The 17,260-nt window shown below is 63.5% G+C and carries 14 protein-coding genes; 10 read left to right on the top strand and 4 right to left on the bottom strand.

Annotation, left to right across the window (positions count from 1 at the left end):
* Positions 1 to 17 precede the first annotated feature (17 nt).
* The 6 genes from ACFQX9_RS13535 (at position 18) to ACFQX9_RS13510 (ending at position 7,248) form a co-directional block, all read left to right on the top strand.
* Positions 18 to 968 carry an ABC transporter permease gene (locus tag ACFQX9_RS13535; protein WP_204512119.1) on the top strand — a complete coding sequence of 317 codons (951 nt, stop codon included), beginning with the start codon at positions 18 to 20 and terminating at the stop codon, positions 966 to 968.
* Between the two features lie 2 nt (positions 969 to 970).
* Positions 971 to 1,846, top strand: coding sequence for an ABC transporter permease (locus ACFQX9_RS13530; protein ID WP_085361475.1), 876 nt, complete (start codon positions 971 to 973; stop codon positions 1,844 to 1,846).
* A 58-nt stretch (positions 1,847 to 1,904) separates the two neighbouring features.
* Positions 1,905 to 3,233 (top strand): NAD(P)/FAD-dependent oxidoreductase, encoded by a 1,329-nt coding sequence (locus tag ACFQX9_RS13525; protein ID WP_377788895.1) that lies wholly within the window; start codon positions 1,905 to 1,907, stop codon positions 3,231 to 3,233.
* A 13-nt stretch (positions 3,234 to 3,246) separates the two neighbouring features.
* Positions 3,247 to 4,173 (top strand): glyoxylate/hydroxypyruvate reductase A, encoded by a 927-nt coding sequence (locus ACFQX9_RS13520; RefSeq protein ID WP_204512117.1) that lies wholly within the window; start codon positions 3,247 to 3,249, stop codon positions 4,171 to 4,173.
* Between the two features lie 9 nt (positions 4,174 to 4,182).
* The gene (locus tag ACFQX9_RS13515; protein WP_377788893.1) at positions 4,183 to 6,051 is read left to right on the top strand and encodes a dipeptide ABC transporter ATP-binding protein; all 1,869 of its coding nucleotides are present in this window, start codon (positions 4,183 to 4,185) and stop codon (positions 6,049 to 6,051) included.
* A gap of 270 nt (positions 6,052 to 6,321) precedes the next feature.
* Positions 6,322 to 7,248, top strand: coding sequence for an AraC family transcriptional regulator (locus tag ACFQX9_RS13510; protein ID WP_085385352.1), 927 nt, complete (start codon positions 6,322 to 6,324; stop codon positions 7,246 to 7,248).
* A 2-nt stretch (positions 7,249 to 7,250) separates the two neighbouring features.
* On the opposite strand, the gene ACFQX9_RS13505 is transcribed toward ACFQX9_RS13510, so the two are convergent.
* Positions 7,251 to 8,177, bottom strand: coding sequence for a catalase family peroxidase (locus ACFQX9_RS13505; protein WP_085361470.1), 927 nt, complete (start codon positions 8,175 to 8,177; stop codon positions 7,251 to 7,253).
* Between the two features lie 556 nt (positions 8,178 to 8,733).
* On the opposite strand from ACFQX9_RS13505, the gene ACFQX9_RS13500 reads away from it, so the two are divergent.
* Both ACFQX9_RS13500 and ACFQX9_RS13495 read left to right on the top strand, forming a co-directional pair.
* Positions 8,734 to 9,249 carry a hypothetical protein gene (locus ACFQX9_RS13500; RefSeq protein WP_204512115.1) on the top strand — a complete coding sequence of 172 codons (516 nt, stop codon included), beginning with the start codon at positions 8,734 to 8,736 and terminating at the stop codon, positions 9,247 to 9,249.
* A 317-nt stretch (positions 9,250 to 9,566) separates the two neighbouring features.
* Positions 9,567 to 12,896: an adenylate/guanylate cyclase domain-containing protein gene (locus tag ACFQX9_RS13495; RefSeq protein WP_377788890.1), complete on the top strand. Its 3,330-nt coding sequence runs from the start codon at positions 9,567 to 9,569 to the stop codon at positions 12,894 to 12,896.
* 127 nt (positions 12,897 to 13,023) lie between these two features.
* Here ACFQX9_RS13495 and ACFQX9_RS13490 read toward each other — a convergent pair whose 3' ends face one another.
* A complete protein-coding gene (locus ACFQX9_RS13490; protein ID WP_018454111.1) occupies positions 13,024 to 14,247 on the bottom strand; it encodes a polyhydroxyalkanoate depolymerase in 1,224 nt (407 codons plus the stop codon).
* Positions 14,248 to 14,416: 169 nt separating this feature from the next.
* On the opposite strand from ACFQX9_RS13490, the gene ACFQX9_RS13485 reads away from it, so the two are divergent.
* Positions 14,417 to 15,073: a glutathione S-transferase family protein gene (locus ACFQX9_RS13485; RefSeq protein WP_085361466.1), complete on the top strand. Its 657-nt coding sequence runs from the start codon at positions 14,417 to 14,419 to the stop codon at positions 15,071 to 15,073.
* Positions 15,074 to 15,352: 279 nt separating this feature from the next.
* Here the strand turns inward: ACFQX9_RS13485 and ACFQX9_RS13480 are convergent, their stop codons facing one another.
* Positions 15,353 to 15,577 (bottom strand): hypothetical protein, encoded by a 225-nt coding sequence (locus ACFQX9_RS13480; protein WP_018454113.1) that lies wholly within the window; start codon positions 15,575 to 15,577, stop codon positions 15,353 to 15,355.
* A 182-nt stretch (positions 15,578 to 15,759) separates the two neighbouring features.
* On the opposite strand from ACFQX9_RS13480, the gene ACFQX9_RS13475 reads away from it, so the two are divergent.
* A complete protein-coding gene (locus tag ACFQX9_RS13475) occupies positions 15,760 to 16,116 on the top strand; it encodes a hypothetical protein (protein ID WP_018454114.1) in 357 nt (118 codons plus the stop codon).
* A 9-nt stretch (positions 16,117 to 16,125) separates the two neighbouring features.
* Here the strand turns inward: ACFQX9_RS13475 and ACFQX9_RS13470 are convergent, their stop codons facing one another.
* Positions 16,126 to 17,229, bottom strand: a complete 1,104-nt coding sequence (locus ACFQX9_RS13470) for a mandelate racemase/muconate lactonizing enzyme family protein (RefSeq protein ID WP_377788887.1) — start codon at positions 17,227 to 17,229, stop codon at positions 16,126 to 16,128.
* Positions 17,230 to 17,260: the final 31 nt, after the last annotated feature.

The raw sequence follows: 17,260 nt of genomic DNA, 5'->3' as shown, positions 1-17,260 counted from the left end.
GCGCGAGATCGCCTGAGATGGCCCGTTACGTCGCCAATCGCCTGGCGCAGGCGATCATGCTGCTGGTGATCGTGTCCGCGATCGGCTTCGCCATCCTGCATCTGGCGCCCGGCGGTCCGCTCTCGCAATTCGCGGCGTCCGCGCAGATGACGCAGGAGGATCTCGACCGCGTCACGCGGCAACTCGGCCTCGATCGTTCGCTGCCGATCCAGTATCTCGATTGGTTCGGCCGGATGCTGAGGGGCGATTGGGGCCGCTCGTATCGTGACGGCGAGGCGGTGCTGGCGGTGATCTCGTCGCATCTCGGCGCCACGCTGGAACTGATGGCGACTGCGACCATCATCGCGGTGCTGCTCGGCTGCTGGATTGGCGTGCTCGGTGCGCTGCGCCGCTATTCGCTGTTCGATTCGCTCGCAACCGTCGGCGCCATGATCGCATTGTCGATCCCGACCTTCTGGTTCGGCCTCGTCACCATCTATGTGTTCTCGGTGAAGCTCGGCTGGCTGCCGGCCGGCAACCGGCAGACCGTCGGCGATGGCTCCCTGCTCGATCTGCTCCATCATCTCATTGCGCCGGCGCTGGTGCTGGCGCTGGTGGAGACCGCGATGTGGGGCCGCTTCATGCGCTCCTCGATGCTCGAAGTCATCAACCAGGACTACATTCGCACCGCGCGCGCCAAGGGCATGCCGGAATGGCGAATCCTTACGGTTCACGCCTTGCGTAACGCGCTGCTGCCGATGATCACGATGGGCGGCCTTCAGTTTCCGACGCTGCTCGGTGGTGCGCTGGTCGCTGAAACCGTGTTCACCTGGCCCGGCATGGGCCGGCTGTTCCTCGATTCCATCGGATATCGCGACTATCCCGTGGTGATGGGCATTCTGATGTTCTCGGCGATCATGGTGCTGATCGGGTCGCTGCTGGCCGACATCCTCTATGCGGTCGTCGATCCGCGCATCCGGGTGGGCTAGGGATGACGACCGTAGACTTGTCCAGCGCTCAACCCGCACCCGGCCAGGCCGCGTGGCGGCGATTTCGTCGGCACCGGCTTGCACTTGCAGGCGCGGTGATCATTCTCGTCCTTGTTCTCGGTTCGGCATTCGGCCCGTACCTCCTGCCGTTCGACGACACCTACATCGATATCATGAAGCGGTTCGCACCGCCGCTGTCGGGCGCGCACATCCTCGGCACCGACGAACTCGGCCGCGACGTGCTGGCGCGGCTGATGATGGGCGCGCGCGTCTCGCTGTCGATCGGCTTCGTCGCGATGGTGATGGCGATGGCGGTGGGCATCGTCGTCGGGGCCTTCGCCGGCTTCTATGGCGGCGTGGTCGGCGCGGTGCTGATGCGGCTCGTCGATGCCATGCTCTGCTTTCCGACCATCTTCCTGCTGCTTGCGCTCGCGGCGCTCATCGAGCCCGGCTTCATCACCACCACCGTGCTGATCGCGGCAACCGCCTGGATGTGGGTGGCCCGCGTCGTCGAGGCCCAGGTGCGCTCGCTGCGGGAGCGCGAGTTTGCGGTTGCTGCACTCGCGTTCGGCTCGTCGAATCTGCGGATCATGTTCCGCGAGCTCGTACCCAATGCGATCGCGCCGATCGTGGTGGCGGCGACGCTGAACGTGGCCAAGGCCATTCTGCTCGAATCCTATCTCAGCTATCTCGGTTACGGCATCCAACCGCCGGCCGCGAGCCTCGGCAACATGCTCAATAACGCGCAGATCTATCTCACCAGCGCGCCCTGGCTCGCGATTGCACCGGGCCTCGCCATCACGCTTGCGGTGACGAGCTTCAACTTCCTCGGCGACGGCCTGCGCGACGCGCTCGATCCGCGGATGAACATCCCATGATCTGCAAACTAGCGACGAGCCGAGCTGTCTGGATCGAACTGAATATCTGGAGTTTCCCATGTCCCCGCCGCTCACCCGCATAAACAGTGACGAGCGCCTGCCAGCGCAGGTGGATGTCGTCGTCATCGGCGGCGGCGTCATTGGCGTCTCCGCGGCCTATCATCTCGCAAAGAAGGGCCTCTCCGTCGCCTTGGTCGAGAAGGGCCATGTCGGCGGCGAGCAGTCGAGCCGCAATTGGGGCTGGTGCCGCCAGCAGGGCCGCGCGCGTGAGGAGATCCCGCTGGCCCGCGAGGCGCTGCGGCTGTGGGAAGACATGCAAAACGATGCCGGCGTCGATGCCGGCTTCCGCCGTACCGGCGTGCTGTTCCTGACCAAGAGCAAGGACGAGCTCGCCAGCTGGGAGCGATGGGCCGCAACGGCGCGCGAGATGCAGGTTCACTCGACCGTGCTGACGCCGGCGGAGGTCGCCGAGCGCCTGCCCGGCAATGCCGAGACATGGGTTGGCGGATTGCACACGCCGAGCGACGGGCGCGCCGAGCCCTCAATGGCCGTGCCGGCGCTTGCGACCGCCGCGCGAAAGCACGGCGTCACGATTCATCAGGGCTGCGCCGCGCGTGGGTTGGAGACGCAAGGTGGACGGGTGAGCGCCGTCGTCACCGAGAAGGGCACCGTTCGCACGCAATCGGTGCTGCTGTCCGGCGGCGCCTGGTCGTCGCTATTCTGCCGTCGCCACGGCATCGAGCTGCCGATCGGCCTCGTCAATGCGACCGCGTGCCGGACCACGCCGGGGCCGGAGATCAACTCCGGTGCGCTCGGCACCGATTTCTATTGCATCCGCCGCCGCCTCGACGGCGGCTTTACCCTGGCGCTACGCAACCGCGGCACGGTCGAACTGTCGCCTGATCTGTTCCGGTACGCGCGAACTTTCTGGCCGACCTATCTGCATCGCAAGAACGGGTTGAAACTGTCGTTCGGCAAATCCTTCTTCGACCAGCTCATGCGCGGCACGAACTGGAGCTTGGACAAGCCGTCGCCATTCGAGACCGAGCGGGTGCGCGATCCCGCGCCTGACATGTCGCTGGTCAATGCCGCGCTGGCTTCGCTGATCAAGTCGAACCCTGAATTGAAGGACATCGAGATCGCGGAAGCCTGGGGCGGGACGATCGACTGCACGCCGGATACCATTCCGGTCATCTCGCCGGTCGATGCCATGCCTGGCTTCTTCCTTGCCACCGGCTTCTCCGGCCACGGCTTTGGCATCGGTCCTGCGGCCGGCAAGCTCGCGGCGGACATCGTGACGGGCGCGACGCCGCTGGTCGATCCCGCGGCCTACAGCCACAAGCGCCTGATCGACGGCCGCCGGCTCGCGCCGGTCAGCCCGTTCTGAGAGTTTTGGCGGCATGACGGTTCTCTACAAGGCCAACATGGTTCGGGGCGCTGAATGGGCGGGCTTCTTCGCCGAGCGCGCGCCCGATGTGCCATTCCGGCTCTGGCCCGACATCGGCGATCCCGCCGACATCCGCTATCTCGTGGCGTGGGTGCCGCCCGACGACATCGCGACGACTTTCCCAAATCTCGAGCTGGTCTTCTCGGTCGGTGCGGGTGTCGATCAGTTCGACGCGAAAAAACTTCCAGCGCACATTCCGCTCGTTCGCATGCTGGAGCCTGGCATCGCCGAGACCATGGTCGAATACGTCACCATGGCGGTGCTCGCCCTGCATCGCGATCTCCTGCACTTCATCGCCCAGCAGAAGGCGCAGGTCTGGCGCGAGATCCGGATCACGCCGGCGAAGCGGCGGCGCGTCGGCGTGATGGGTCTCGGCCAACTCGGCCAGGCCGTGCTCGAACGCCTCACGGCTTTCGACTTTCCACTACTCGGCTGGAACCGATCGATGCGCGAGATCGACGGCGTCACCTGTTATACGGGCATGGGGACGTTGCCGGATTTCCTTGCGCAGACCGACATTCTCGTCTGCCTGTTGCCTCTGACGGATGAGACCCGCGGCATCCTCAATGCGGACTTGTTCGCGCGCCTGCCGCGCGGCGCGTCGCTCGTCAACGTCGGGCGTGGCCCGCATCTGGTCGAAGCCGACTTTCTCGCGGCGCTCGACAGCGGCGCGTTGTCGGGTGCTGTCCTCGATGTCGCCGAGCCGGAGCCGCTGTCTGCGGGTCACCCTTTCTGGAGCCATCCGCGCATCCTGGTCACGCCGCACAATGCCAGCATGACGACGCCGGATACGGCGGTCGATTTCGTGCTGGATGTGATTGCGCGCCACCGCCGCGGTGAAGAATTGCCGGGGCGTGTCGATCGTAGTCGCGGCTATTAGGACACCAGCATGAGCATGGGCGCAAGCGGAGCTGATCAAATCGCTGCCAACGCGCAGTCGCCGGTGCTGTCGGTTTCCGGCCTGACGACGTCCTTCCTGCGTGAGCGGCGATGGATTCCCGTCGTCTGCGACGTGTCGTTCGATATTGCCTCGCGGGAAACCGTGGCGATCGTCGGCGAGTCCGGTTCGGGCAAGAGCGTCACTGCGCTCTCGATCATGCGGCTCATTCCGAAGGAGAACGGCCGCGTCGAAGGCAGCGTCCGGCTTGCCGGTCGCGACCTGCTGACGCTGCCCGAAGCGAGCATGAAGGATGTTCGTGGCAACGAAATCGCCATGATCTTCCAGGAGCCAATGACGAGCCTCAATCCGGTGCTGACCATCGGCTTCCAGATTGCGGAAGCACTGATCCAGCACCGCGGCCTGTCGCGCGCGGCGGCGGAGGTCGAGACCATATGCCTGCTCGACCGCGTGCGGATACCTGCGGCGAAATCGCGCTTCCACGAGCATCCGCATCGCTTCTCCGGCGGCATGCGCCAGCGCGTAATGATCGCGATGGCGCTGGCCTGCAAGCCGAGGCTGCTGATCGCAGACGAGCCGACCACCGCGCTCGACGTCACGATCCAGGCCCAGATCCTGGAGCTTCTGAAGGAGCTTCAGCAGGAAGAGGAGATGTCGATCCTCTTCATCACCCACGACATGGGGGTGGTGGCCGAGATCGCGGACCGCACCGTGGTGATGTATGGCGGCCAGGCAGTGGAAACCGATGCGACCGCGCGCATCTTTGCTTCACCCTCGCATCCTTATACCCGCTCGCTGCTCGCGGCCGTGCCACGCCTCGGCTCGATGGACGGGCGGACGCGGCCGATGCGTTTTCCGACCGTCGACAAGGTGACGGGGACCTCTGACGAGCCGGCGGAGACGCCCGATACGGTCTCGATTGCCGAGCGACCGCTGCTCGAGGTCTCCAACCTCACGACGCGCTTTCCAATCCGCTCGGGCCTGTTCGGCAAGGTCTCGGGCCGCGTCCATGCGGTCGAGAACATCTCCTTCACCTTGCGCGCCGGGGAGACGCTGGCGCTGGTCGGCGAATCCGGCTGCGGCAAGTCGACGACGGGCCGCTCCATTCTCAAGCTGACGGAGCCGGACAGCGGCACCGTTCTGGTGGACGGGCAGGATGTGCTGGCGATGAATGCCCGCACCTTGCGTGACTTTCGCAAGCAGATGCAGATCGTGTTCCAGGATCCGTTCGCGAGCCTCAACCCGCGCATGTCGGTGGGAACGGCGATTGCGGCCCCATTGCTCGCCAACGGGCTCGTCACGGCGTCGCAGGCACGGGAGAAGGTCGCCGACCTGCTTGTCCGCGTTGGTCTCACCGCCGACATGGCCGCGCGCTTTCCGCACGAATTCTCCGGTGGCCAGCGCCAGCGCATCTGCATTGCCCGCGCGCTCGCGCTCGGACCGAAGCTGATCGTCGCGGACGAAGCGGTCTCGGCGCTCGACGTTTCGGTCAAGGCGCAGGTCGTCAATCTGATGCTGGACCTTCAGGCCAGCATGGGACTTGCCTATCTCTTCATTTCCCACGATATCGCGGTGGTCGAGCGCATGAGCCATCGCGTCGCGGTGATGTATCTCGGCGAGATCGTCGAAACCGGTCCACGCGCGACCCTGTTCGGAAATCCGCAGCATCCCTATACGAAGAAGCTGATGGCGGCCGTGCCAGTGCCCGATCCAGCGCGCCGCGGCACCAGGCGCGAGGCCACGAATGACGAGATCAGAAGCCCGGTGCGCGCGCCCGATTACCAGCCGCCCGTGCGTCAATTTCGTGAGGTGTCGCCGGGCCATGTCGTCCAGCTCTGGGGCGAGGAATGGTCCAACTGACGTGCGCAGGCCGCAAATTATTTCCAAAATGCACGATGAAGTCGCCCCGCGATCTGCCGGGCAGGTCAACGGTGGTGTCCTTCGCGACGCCAGGCCGGTGACATCACGCTGAAATCACAATGAAATCATCGCGGCACGGCCCGGTGCGACGGCTGGCCGCGCCAGCTTCGTGTTATGCGCTGCAGCTGGACCGTCGGCCGGCGATCTCCGATAATGCGCGGATCTCGGGAAGGCCGGCGAAGACGTGCCTTTACGGATGGATTTACTAGAATGACACAAGCAGGCGTCTACGGGCAGAGGCTCGGGCAGGGCCTTCGCTCCAAGCAAGCACCGGTCCTGATCACGCGTTCGCTGCACAGCGCCGAGCTCGCGGTCACCGAAGTCCGCAACGACGATCCGACACCGGATATTTCCGGATCGCTGGCTGCGGAAGATGCCTATCTCCTCAGCCTGAAACTCCGCGACTATCCGGATTGCGAATGCTGGGAGGAGGGCCGCTGTGTCACCAAGGCGGATGTTCGCGCAGGTGCGACTTATCTGTACGACCTCAAGCGTGACCCGCGCTATGTGATCGACAAGCCGTTTCACTCGCTCTTCTTCTATTTGCCGCGCTCGGCGCTCAACAGCGTTGCCAGGCAACCGGGCGGGCCGCGCGTAGGCGAGCTCAGCTACGAGCCCGGTGTCGGTCATGACGACGAGGTCGTTCGACATGTCGGTGCCTCGTTGCGGCAAGGACTGTGTCGGCCCGACGAGACCAACCAGCTTTTCGTCGATCACATGATGCTCGCGCTCACCGCCCATGTCGCCCAGACCTATGGTGGGCTGAAGCCGGCCGCGGAACCGAGCCGCGGCGGTCTCGCGCCATGGCAGGTGAAGCGTGCGTGTGACCGGCTCGATTCCGATCTCTCGGGCAAGATCGCGCTGCAGCTGATCGCGACCGAGCTTGGCCTGTCAGTCAGCCACTTCTCACGCGCATTCCGGATCTCCACCGGCCTGCCGCCGCATCAATGGCTGCTCCAACAGCGCGTCAAGGCGGCCAAGCAACTGATGACAGTCCGCGACCTGCCGTTATCCGAGATTGCCATCTCGGCCGGATTTGCCAATCAGAGCCATTTCACGCGGGTGTTCTCGTCCATCGTCGGCGTCAGTCCGGGCGCATGGCGCCGAGAAACGGATGGTGGACGGGACAAGACTTGAAGTTACCGACGCTTCGCCAGCGAGATCGTGTAGGCCGTGCGGCGCGCCGCAAAAATCTCGTCCGGCGGATGGCCGATGCCGTCGGCAAGATTGGCTGGATTGAAGATGGAGCCGTCGCAGGCCGCGTTGGCTTCGAGGCTGGTGATGACGATCGTCCCCAGCCGCACCTGCTCACGGTTGTCCTCGTCCGGCCATCGCAGGGTCACGTCCATAGTGGGATCGCCGGGACGGTCGAGCAAGGCCATCACGTTGAATCGGACGTCGCCGGCTACGATCCTCCGCGCGAGATCGTCATGCAGGAAATCGGCCGACTTCGCCCTCGCTTCGTCCTCGCTCAAGGTGACGTCGCCGCCGACCGGCGAGACCTTGAACTTGATGAAGCGGGTCTCATCCTTCGCGTTCGTCGCGGGAAAGGAGTGCACGCCCCAATAGGTCGTGCCGGCAAAGCTGCCGGGCAGCCGGCGTGCCGCGACGTAATTCGCCTGGTTCAGTGTTTCAGGATTGGCCGCCGAAAAGGCCCGGACCTTCTCGATGTCGGGCTTGCCGTCCGCACCCGGAATGCGCGCCTCGAGGAAGGCGAGCATCTGGTCGAGCGTCCGTGCAAAATGCACCGGAGCGGTTTCCGTCAGGATGTCCGAGCGATGGGCGTCGTCGCCCAGCCTGAAGCTGAAGCCGCGCAGCACGAGGTTGTTGGTGTCGGTCACCCCGGGATTGCCGCCGCCGACGGAGAAGCGCGCCAGCACGCGCGACGGTTTTGTGAAGCTCAGCGATCGCGTAATCTCTGCCGCGCGGTCGGACGGGGCATAGGTCCCGCGCACACAACGACCCTTGGCGAAGCTCGCGCGCACCTTCGGCGGATTGCCTGCGACCGCCTTCAATGCATCGACGACCGCGGCGGGTGTTGCAGCGGGGGTGGGAAGTTCGGACATGGCTTGGCCTCCGGCAAAAGCGGCATGTCCGTGTGTTAGGGCTGGCGGAGCGCCGGCGTCTTTCCTAAAGCCGCGCTGCCTTGTCCGATCCTGCTGATTGCTTGCTTGCGCTTCAGGAATTCACGTGCACGAAACACGGTATGAGGGGATAGATCTGATGTCGGCCGGGACAACTTGTTTACTGGCTCAGCTCCCGTGCTCCCGGGTCTCGCGACGATGCAGACTTGTCCTCCGGAAATTGTGATCGGATAGAGCGCCGGGGAACCGCGTTATGTGAACCGTCTCATATTTCATCACTCTCTTTCGAGCTATCACTCCCGCAAGAAATTGCCGCACCCGGACCTAACTGACCGACACGGGTGAGATGCAATGCCTGCGTAGCCGCGTGCTCGCAGCTTTGGATTGGCTCTCGTCTTGCTCACGAGCAAGCCAGCCCCATCACTCAGCACAGATTTTTCAGAAATTGGAATCAAGGCAATCGCAAAACGCGTCCACGAGGCTGCCTCTATTCGGGGTCGGCCGGTAGGCCGCTACTTACCTAAGAAGGAGACCCCCAATGAAAATTAGTGATGCAGTTTCCAGCGCATTTTCCCTAACGAGGGGCTCCGGCAATCTTCGGATCGCTCGTTCCGGTCTGATCAGGTCGGCCCATCTTCTTGAAAGAATTGGGCTCGCAGCCGTTGGGGCCTCCTGTGGCCTCTATGTGGGTGCGACCCTGTTGCGTGAGAAAGGCGGACTGTTTGAAAGCGGCTGGATCGTGCTGATAACGATGCTCTATGGAGCTCTCAGCTATTATGTCGGAATTGATTTGTCTCGCAGTGTCGCGCGGAAGTCGATCTCGAGCAACTCGGAAGAGTGGAATGGTTCCGAGCCGGCTGAGATCATGAGTGCGGCTGGAACGTTCGGCGCCGCGATTGCCGCAACTCTGTCCGTCAGCATCCTTGTCCTTGATCAAAACCCAGCCAATGGCCTGATAACCTTTGTTGCCGGCTGTTGGGTGGTTGGTTCCTCGCTCCAAGTTGCGGCGGGCATGATGGCTCGCAACTACGAAGCGCGCATGGACAAGCAATGAAGGAATTGTGCTCACGCAAGAACGTCTGCTTGGCGTCATGACGAGTGCACAAGCCGCAGTGTTGGATTCGATTTCAGGTCCGGAGTGAGTAGTGACCACTCATCGCAACCTCTGTCGTCCAACGCTGCGGGAAGACGATTTTTGGTAGCGCAGTCGTTCGCATCGGGCGGCGACCCGGCTTGGAAGCCGTGTCGGTACTGAGTAACCTAAATTATCGCACAACAAACAAGACGTGCCATCATGGCGGTGTTGGGATATCGTCCCCGCGCCGTGGTCCAAAATCCTGCTAACCGCCAACCACACGATCGGTGGAGCCAATGCAGATTGCGGAGTGGCTCGAGAAACTGGGGCTTGGGCAATACGCAGAGCGTTTTGCCCAGAATGGAATCGACGTGGGCGTCCTCCCCGAACTGATGGACGAGGACTTTGAAAAGCTCGGAGTCCTGCTAGGCCATCGCCGCAAAATGCTGCGTGCTATTGCCGACCTCGATCCAGCCGCGTTGATCGCATCGCCGACCCCTCCTCAGGACGCCGAGCGGCGCCACCTCACCGTTATGTTTTGCGATCTGGTCGGCTCGACCGCGCTCTCGGCGCGTCTCGATCCCGAGGATATGTGGGAAGTGATCCGGGCCTACCGCGCCGCCTGCGCGAGCGTCATTGCCGCTTATGACGGCAGGATAGCCAGGTTCGTTGGCGACGGAATACTCGTCTATTTCGGCTATCCTCGCGCGCATGAGGATGATGCGGAGCGCGCAGTACGAGCTGCCCTCGACACTATCTCCGCAATTGGGCAGCTCAAAACGGGCGCCGACGAACGGGTTGAACTGCGCATCGCAATTGCGACAGGGCTTGTGGTGGTCGGTGACCTCATCAGTGGAGATGCATCAGAGGAGCAGGCAACCGTCGGCGACACACCAAACCTCGCCGCTCGGCTCCAGAGCCTGGCGGAACCGGGCGCGGTCGTCGTTGCTTCGTCGACGCGCCGGCTGCTTGGTGATCTCTTCACGTTTCGCAATCTCGGCCGCCGTGAGGTCAAGGGGATAGCCGAACCAATCGCAGTCTGGGCGGTGGAGGGGGCGATCGCATCCGAGAGTCGCTTCGAGGCGGTCCGCGCGGTACGCTCGATCGGTTTTGTCGGCCGCAGGGACGAGATCGAGTTCACTCTCTCGCGCCAGCGGCTGGCATGGCAGGGGCAGGGCCAGATGGTATTGATTTCTGGCGAAGCGGGCATCGGCAAGTCGCGCATTGTCGCAACCCTGTCCGAAAGCCCCTCGTTGGGGGCGCACCGCCGGGTGCGATATCAGTGTTCGCCCTACCATACCAACAGTGTGCTCCATCCCTTTCTCGCGCAGCTCGAGCGCGCCGCCGGCATCCGGTCGCACGACACGCCTGGGCAAAAGCTCGACAAGCTCGAGGCAATGCTGTCGCTTGGAACACAGCAGGTCGCCCAAGCGACACCGCTCATTGCGGCTCTCCTTTCGATTCCCACCGGCGACCATTGTCCGCCGCTGGCTTTGAGCCCGGCGCAGCAGCGGCGACAGACATTTGCCGCCCTTCTGGATCAGCTTGAGGGGTTGGCGCGAGAGCAACCCCTGCTGATTATCTGCGAGGATATGCATTGGGCCGATGCCACGACACTTGAACTGTTCGATCTCGCGGTCGATCGTATCAGAGGACTGCCGATACTCGTGCTCATGACATCCCGGCCAGAGTTCGAGCCCTCCTGGTCGGGCCTTGCCAACGTCAGTCTGTTGCGGCTCGACCGACTCGATCGGCGGGACTCGCGCGCGCTGGTCGAACAGGTGGCCGTTGGTCGCCAGCTGTCACGCGAGATGATGAAGCAGATCATCGATAGGACGGATGGCATCCCACTATTCGTCGAGGAATTGACCAAGATGGTGCTGGAGTCCGGGCTACTCGTCGAAGATGCCGGGCGCTATCGTCTCGATAATCCGCTCCCGCCGCTCGCTATTCCCGCGACGCTGCAGGATTCGCTGATGGCGCGGCTTGACCGGCTGGCCCCCGTCAAGGAGTTAGCGCAGATAGGCGCCGCCATTGGTCGCGACTTTTCATACGCGCTGCTGAGATATGTGGCGGGACGCGATGATCTGACGCTGAGCGCTGCGCTAGCGCAACTCGAAGAGGCCGAACTGCTGGTGCGTCGCGGGGCTCCGCCCGAAGCAAACTATAGTTTCAAGCACGCCCTCGTTCAGGAAGCGGCCTACGAGAGCCTGCTCAAGAGCAAACGGCAGGTGCTTCACAAGCGCATCGGCGATGTCCTGCGCGAGAAGTTTCCAGTCGTCGCCGAGACTGAGCCGGAAGTTCTGGCACACCACTTCACTGAGGCGGGGCTGAACGAGGTCGCCCTCGAATGGTGGCGCAAGGCGGGCCTGCAGGCGCTGAAACGCTCCGCTTATTCCGAGGCGATTGCACATCTCGGCAAGGCGATTGCCATCGCCGATGAGCTGCCCGATGAGCACGACCGGATGATGGGTAGGCTACATCTTCAAATCGCATATGGCCGTGCATTACGGGGCAGCCTCGGGCACAGCGCTCCCGAAACGGTAGCCGCATGGACGCGCGCCCGACAGTTCGCAGCCGACATCAATGATCCGGTTGAACTTGCGCCGGTCCATTCGGGTCTCTTCAATGCCTGCCTGACACACGGCGAACTCGCGCCGATGCAGGCGCTGGTGGATGCCATCGTGAACGCCGCTGACCGGCGACCGGCCTCACCGGTGGCCGCCGTCGTTGCACATTGGACGGGCGGGGTTACCTGCTGGTTCGGGGGCGACTACTTGAACGCGAGAGTACATCTTGAGAAGGCACTAGAGATCTATGGTGACGAGCCGGATCCCGCGACGTTCAGGGGCTCGGCGCTGGATCTCCCATTCGTGATCATGAGGTTTCTTGCCCTGGTGCTTTGGCCCCTTGGCAGGATCGCCCGCGCACGCCGCCTCGCCGCGGAAGCGATAAGGGCTTCCGGAGAAAAACGGGCGCTTTCTCAGGCCAATGCGCTTGTTCATCGAGCTGTGTTCGACGGACTATGCGGGGGCATGTTGCAGCAAACAGAGACGATCCTGGCGCTTGGTCTCGCTCGCGACCACACGATGCCGCTGTATGTGGCCGCCGGCACCTACCTGAATGGCCTGGCCAAGTGGCGCGCTGGCGACGGAATGGCCGGGCTCACGGAAATGCGTCGCGGCTGGACCTTGCTGCACGAGAATGACTGCTACCTCTGTGAGCCGTTTTGGGGGATGCATGTCGCCATGGCGGATGCAGAGTCGGGCCAACTCGAAAACGGGCTGGAAATCTTGAGCGGATTGATCGCATGGGCGGGGCAATCCGGTCAGCATTGGCTTGATGCCGAGCTGCATCGCGTCTACGGGGAGCTTTTGTTGCGTCATGATCCTTCGGACCTAGCCAGGGCCGAAACTGCGCTAAGCCGAGCGCTTGAAATCGCACGGCACCAACGGGTGAAGACTTTCGAGCTGCGCAGCGCCATTGGACTTGCACGCCTGCATAAGACAAATGGCGGAGCGGGCGCGGTATCCGAGGTGCTCGCTCCCTTGCTCGCTGAATTCGATGCGGAGCGCAATCTTCCCGAAGTCGTTGAAGCCAGAGAGCTGCTCAAGCAAGTGCATTAGGCACGTGCGGTTTGTTTAGCTAGCCGTTTGGTCAGGAGAGACGTCTCGATCCTGACCCATCTCCGGTCGCCTCACTGCAATTGCGCGTTGAGGTTCGCACGTGACGTACGGGCCAGGGGCTGATGGGTTACGAATTCACGTGCACGAAATCCCGCAAGAGCGGGTAGATCTCGTTGTTCCAGCGTTTGCCCGAGAACACGCCGTAATGGCCGACGCCGGCCTGCATGTGGTGGACGCGGCGGTAGGCGCGTACGCCGGTGCAGAGGTCTTGCGCGGCCAGCGTCTGGCCGATCGAGCAGATGTCGTCCTTCTCGCCCTCGACCGTCATCAGCCCCATGCGGCTGACGGCCTTGGTGTTCACCGGACGTCCCCGATGCATCAGCTTGCCCTGGGGCAGAAGATGCTCCTGGAACACGTCTCGCACGGTCTCGATGTAGAATTCCGCGGGCAGGTCCATCACGGCGAAATATTCGTCGTAGAAGGTCTTGATGCTGGCCGCCTTCTCCTTCTCGCCCTTGGCGATGTGATCGGCGAGATCGATGTGCTGCTTGATATGGCGCTCGAGATTCATCGAGACGAAGGCGGTGAGCTGCACGAAGCCGGGATAGACTTTCCGCAGGGCACCGCGGCACTGCATCGGCACGTAGTTGATCAGGTTCTGCTCGAACCAGTCGATTGGCCTGCTCTTGGCGAATTCGTTGACCCTCGTCGGCTGGATGCGCGTGTCGATCGGGCCGGCCATCAGCGTCAGCGTCGCCGGCCGCGAAGGATGGTTGCCCTCGCACATGATCGCGGCGGCCGCGAGCGCGGAGACCGAGGGCTGGCAGATCGCGACCATATGCGGGCGGGGGCCTAATTGGCCGAGGAAGTCGATGAGATGCTCGGTGTAGTCGTCGAGCCCGAAACGGCCCTCGCTGCGGGGAATGTCGCGTGGATTGTGCCAGTCGGTGATGTAGACGTCGTGATCCTGCAGCAGCGTCTTCACGGTGCCGCGCAGCAGCGTCGAAAAATGGCCGGACATCGGCGCCACCAGGAGCATGCGCGGCTGCTCGCCCACGCCTTCCTTCTTGAAACGCAGCAGCGAGCCGAACGGGGTCGCGTAAGCGATCTCCTCGGTTACGGCGACCTCGCGATTGCCGACCATGACGCTGTCGATGCCGTAGGCGGGGCGGTGATAGGTGAGGGTGGAGCGGGAGATCAACTCCAGCGCGGCCGACAGCCGGCCGACGACCTGATCCGATAAGCCCTGCGGCACCAGATTGAGGAATTTGAGTGCGGACGAAGCCCCCGACCGCCACGGCGCCGTCAGGTCCATATGGTTCTGAAAGGCCTGATAATACATCGACATCATACTGAAACGCCCACCTGTCCCCGTGCTGCTATGCAATATCGGAGCCAAACCGGAGATGGGCCGTCCTCAAGATTGGCACGTCGCTTGCTGCTCTTTTGGCGGGAAGCACAGGCGGTGCGCACTCCCGCAGTCCAGGCGGGTGCAAGTCTTAGGCGTGAGGGAAGGCCATATGGCGAAGGCGACACTGACCATCAGCAGCAAGAACTATTCGTCCTGGTCGCTGCGTGGCTGGCTGCTGACGAAATTTTCCGGGCTCGATTTCGATGAGATCGTCACCGCGCCGGACGACGCGTCGGCGCGTGCCGAAATCCTGCTATTGTCGTCGTCGATCCTGGTGCCGTGCCTGCGGCACGACGGCGCGATCGTCTGGGATACGCTGGCGATCGCCGAATATCTCAACGAGGCGATGCCGGATGCCGGGCTGCTGCCCGCGGATCGCGTTCAGCGCGCGCATTGCCGCTCGATCTGCGGCGAAATCCATTCCGGCTTCACCACCTTGCGCGCCTCGCTGCCGGTCAATCTGAAGGGGCACTTCCCCGGCTTCAAGATCTGGTCGCGCGCGCAGGCCGACATCGATCGCGTCTGGGCGATCTGGCGCGACTGCCTGGACAAATCGGGCGGGCCCTTCCTGTTCGGCGAGACCCGCACCATGGCTGACGCGATGTACGCCCCGGTGGTGACGCGCTTCGTGACCTATAACGTCAAGCTCGAGCCACAGCTGCAGGCCTATGCCGATACCATCATGGCCATGCCGGAGATGAAGGAATGGATCGCGGCGGCACGGGATGAGCCGGCCGAGATCGAGGAGCTCGAGGTCGAATATTAGGCAGGCCGGGTGCCATCTGCCTGTTTTGGGAGCGAGCATCCAACCGCCGCACCCCGCGGTCATGTCATTGAAGGCGTTAACGTTTGACGCCCGTGGTGGGCTGAGCCCGCTCACGCGCTGTGCAGATATTGTATGCGCGCGCTGGCCGGTTGCGACATCTAGCCGTGAACAGGCGCGTACGGGGCGCTACGGCTGATTCGGACGTGATTCGTTCGGGCCGCGTTCCGAAGGTTAAAGCCGGGACGCGGCCCCGTTGCATTTTGAGACAGAAATCAGTGCTCAGGCCACGCCCGAATGCTTCATGCGCGGGACGCGCCAGCCGATGACGGTTGCTTCAACTGCGACGCCGGCCGCGTGGTTCTGCCAGCGTCCCTCGATATAGCGGCAGGCGAACGGCAGCTGATACGTTCCGCTGTGGTCCTCGCACAGCACTTCGACTGCAAGGCCGGGCGGCGGTTCTCCGGCGCCGTCGAATTCCGCCAGTCGTCTGTCGCGCGTTGCCATCAAAAAACTCCCTTAAACAAAGCCGCGGAAAGAGTGCCCATTTCCTCCGCGTGCAGATCATCGCTCCCCGTGCGAGGGAACAGCCGCAAGCTCAACGCGAGAATGCGGTGCGAGTGTGGTAGCCTCGACAGGCTGCGTGCAAAAAGCGCACATTGCCGTGATTGATTTGACAAGGAACCTGTATGCTGCTTCGAAGCGCCGTCGTTTGTTTCGCGATGTTGCTGCTCGCTACGCTGGCGATTGTGCCGGTCCGCGCGCAGGACGTGCCCGGTATCGAGATCTGCACCGTCGAGAAGACCATGGAGCGCCGCACCAGCTGCCTCCAGAGCAACGTCGACTTCCTCCAGAAGACGATCACCAAGCTCAACCTCGATCACCAGCAGAAGCTGGACGCCGCGGCTCGCCAGATCGATGCGTTGAAGACGACCGTGGCCGGCTTGCAGAAGATGCTCGGCGATCTCCAGGCCGCGCAGGCGAAGACCGCGGAGGATGTGAAGAAGAAACAGGATGCGCCGCCGCCGAAGGATGCGGCGAAATAGGCGCCGCGCTCAGGCGACGCGATATCGCTCCATGACGCTGCGGGCGGGCTCATAGCCGAGCCCAGGTCCGGTCGGCACCGCGACATGGCCGGTGGCATCGACATCGGCGCGGCCGCCCCAGAGGCAGGCCTCGCGCTTCAGGTAAAACATCTCGACCAACCCGTCGTCGCGCCCCGCCAGGAGATGCAAGGTCGCCAGCAGGCCGGGGCCGAAATACGGGGAGTGCGGAACGATCTTGACGCCTTGCCGATCCGCGAGCGCCGCAACCTTCAGAAATTCCGTGATGCCGCCGACCTTGATCACCGACGGCTGGGCGTGGCTGACCGCGCCCGCCTCCATCATCTGGCGGAATTGATATTCCGTGCAGGCGTTCTCGCCGGCGGCGACGCCGAGCCCGCCCTTGCTGCGGACCTCGGCGAGCGCCGCAAAATCCTCCGGCGGCCAGACCGGCTCTTCCAGGAACATCGGCTGCGCGTCCCCGCATGTCCTGGCGAACGCGACCGCCTGCTCGCCTGACAGCGGGCAGTTCATGTCCACCATCAGCGGAATGCCGGGCCCGATCGCCGCGCGCGCGGCAAACACCGCCGGCGCCGTGGTCTCGTGCAGCTTGATGGCGCCATAGCCGAGTGCGAGCGCCTTCTTGCATTCGGCGGCGATGTTGTCGGGCGAACCGATCCGCAACAGGCTCGCATAGGCCGGAATGGCCGAGCGCCTGGTGTCGCCGAGCAGGCGGTTCAGCGGCACGCCCTCGATCTTGGCGGCGAGGTCCCACAGCGCGATGTCGAGCCCGGAGATCGCGAACATGGTGATGCCGTAACGGCCGAACAGATGCAGATTGCGCTGGATCTGGTCCATCACCGCGGGGATGCCGGCGGCATCGGGAACCTGCAGCCCATGGGCTTGTGGTGCGATCATTTCCTCGACGGCACTGCGCGTGGTGCGGGGGCAGACATAGGCGAAGGCATCGCCCCAGCCGGTGAGCCCGGCGTCGGTGGTGACCTCGAGGATCACCATGTCGAGGGCGGTGATGGCGGAGGCGCCCTGACGGAAGCTCGCGACACCAGCGTCATAGGGGATGCGGATATGGTGCGCCCGCACATCGGTGATTTTCATGACGCGGTTCCTCCTGCTTTCTTGTGAGCGG

The sequence above is a fragment of the Bradyrhizobium sp. GCM10028915 genome (assembly GCF_042666195.1).
Taxonomy (GTDB): Bacteria; Pseudomonadota; Alphaproteobacteria; order Rhizobiales; family Xanthobacteraceae; genus Bradyrhizobium; species Bradyrhizobium canariense_D.
This window is presented reverse-complemented; position numbering and strand designations above follow the sequence as displayed.

Bases quoted from the DNA above. Each gene is read 5' to 3' on its own strand.
- ACFQX9_RS13510 (WP_085385352.1), top strand. From the start codon at position 6,322: ATGACACAAGCAGGCGTCTACGGGCAGAGGCTCGGGCAGGGCCTTCGC.
- ACFQX9_RS13515 (WP_377788893.1), top strand. From the start codon at position 4,183: ATGAGCATGGGCGCAAGCGGAGCTGATCAAATCGCTGCCAACGCGCAG.
- ACFQX9_RS13470 (WP_377788887.1), bottom strand. From the start codon at position 17,229: ATGAAAATCACCGATGTGCGGGCGCACCATATCCGCATCCCCTATGAC.
- ACFQX9_RS13535 (WP_204512119.1), top strand. From the start codon at position 18: ATGGCCCGTTACGTCGCCAATCGCCTGGCGCAGGCGATCATGCTGCTG.
- ACFQX9_RS13490 (WP_018454111.1), bottom strand. From the start codon at position 14,247: ATGATGTCGATGTATTATCAGGCCTTTCAGAACCATATGGACCTGACG.
- ACFQX9_RS13520 (WP_204512117.1), top strand. From the start codon at position 3,247: ATGACGGTTCTCTACAAGGCCAACATGGTTCGGGGCGCTGAATGGGCG.
- ACFQX9_RS13505 (WP_085361470.1), bottom strand. From the start codon at position 8,177: ATGTCCGAACTTCCCACCCCCGCTGCAACACCCGCCGCGGTCGTCGAT.
- ACFQX9_RS13495 (WP_377788890.1), top strand. From the start codon at position 9,567: ATGCAGATTGCGGAGTGGCTCGAGAAACTGGGGCTTGGGCAATACGCA.
- ACFQX9_RS13530 (WP_085361475.1), top strand. From the start codon at position 971: ATGACGACCGTAGACTTGTCCAGCGCTCAACCCGCACCCGGCCAGGCC.
- ACFQX9_RS13485 (WP_085361466.1), top strand. From the start codon at position 14,417: ATGGCGAAGGCGACACTGACCATCAGCAGCAAGAACTATTCGTCCTGG.
- ACFQX9_RS13475 (WP_018454114.1), top strand. From the start codon at position 15,760: ATGCTGCTTCGAAGCGCCGTCGTTTGTTTCGCGATGTTGCTGCTCGCT.
- ACFQX9_RS13525 (WP_377788895.1), top strand. From the start codon at position 1,905: ATGTCCCCGCCGCTCACCCGCATAAACAGTGACGAGCGCCTGCCAGCG.
- ACFQX9_RS13480 (WP_018454113.1), bottom strand. From the start codon at position 15,577: ATGGCAACGCGCGACAGACGACTGGCGGAATTCGACGGCGCCGGAGAA.
- ACFQX9_RS13500 (WP_204512115.1), top strand. From the start codon at position 8,734: ATGAAAATTAGTGATGCAGTTTCCAGCGCATTTTCCCTAACGAGGGGC.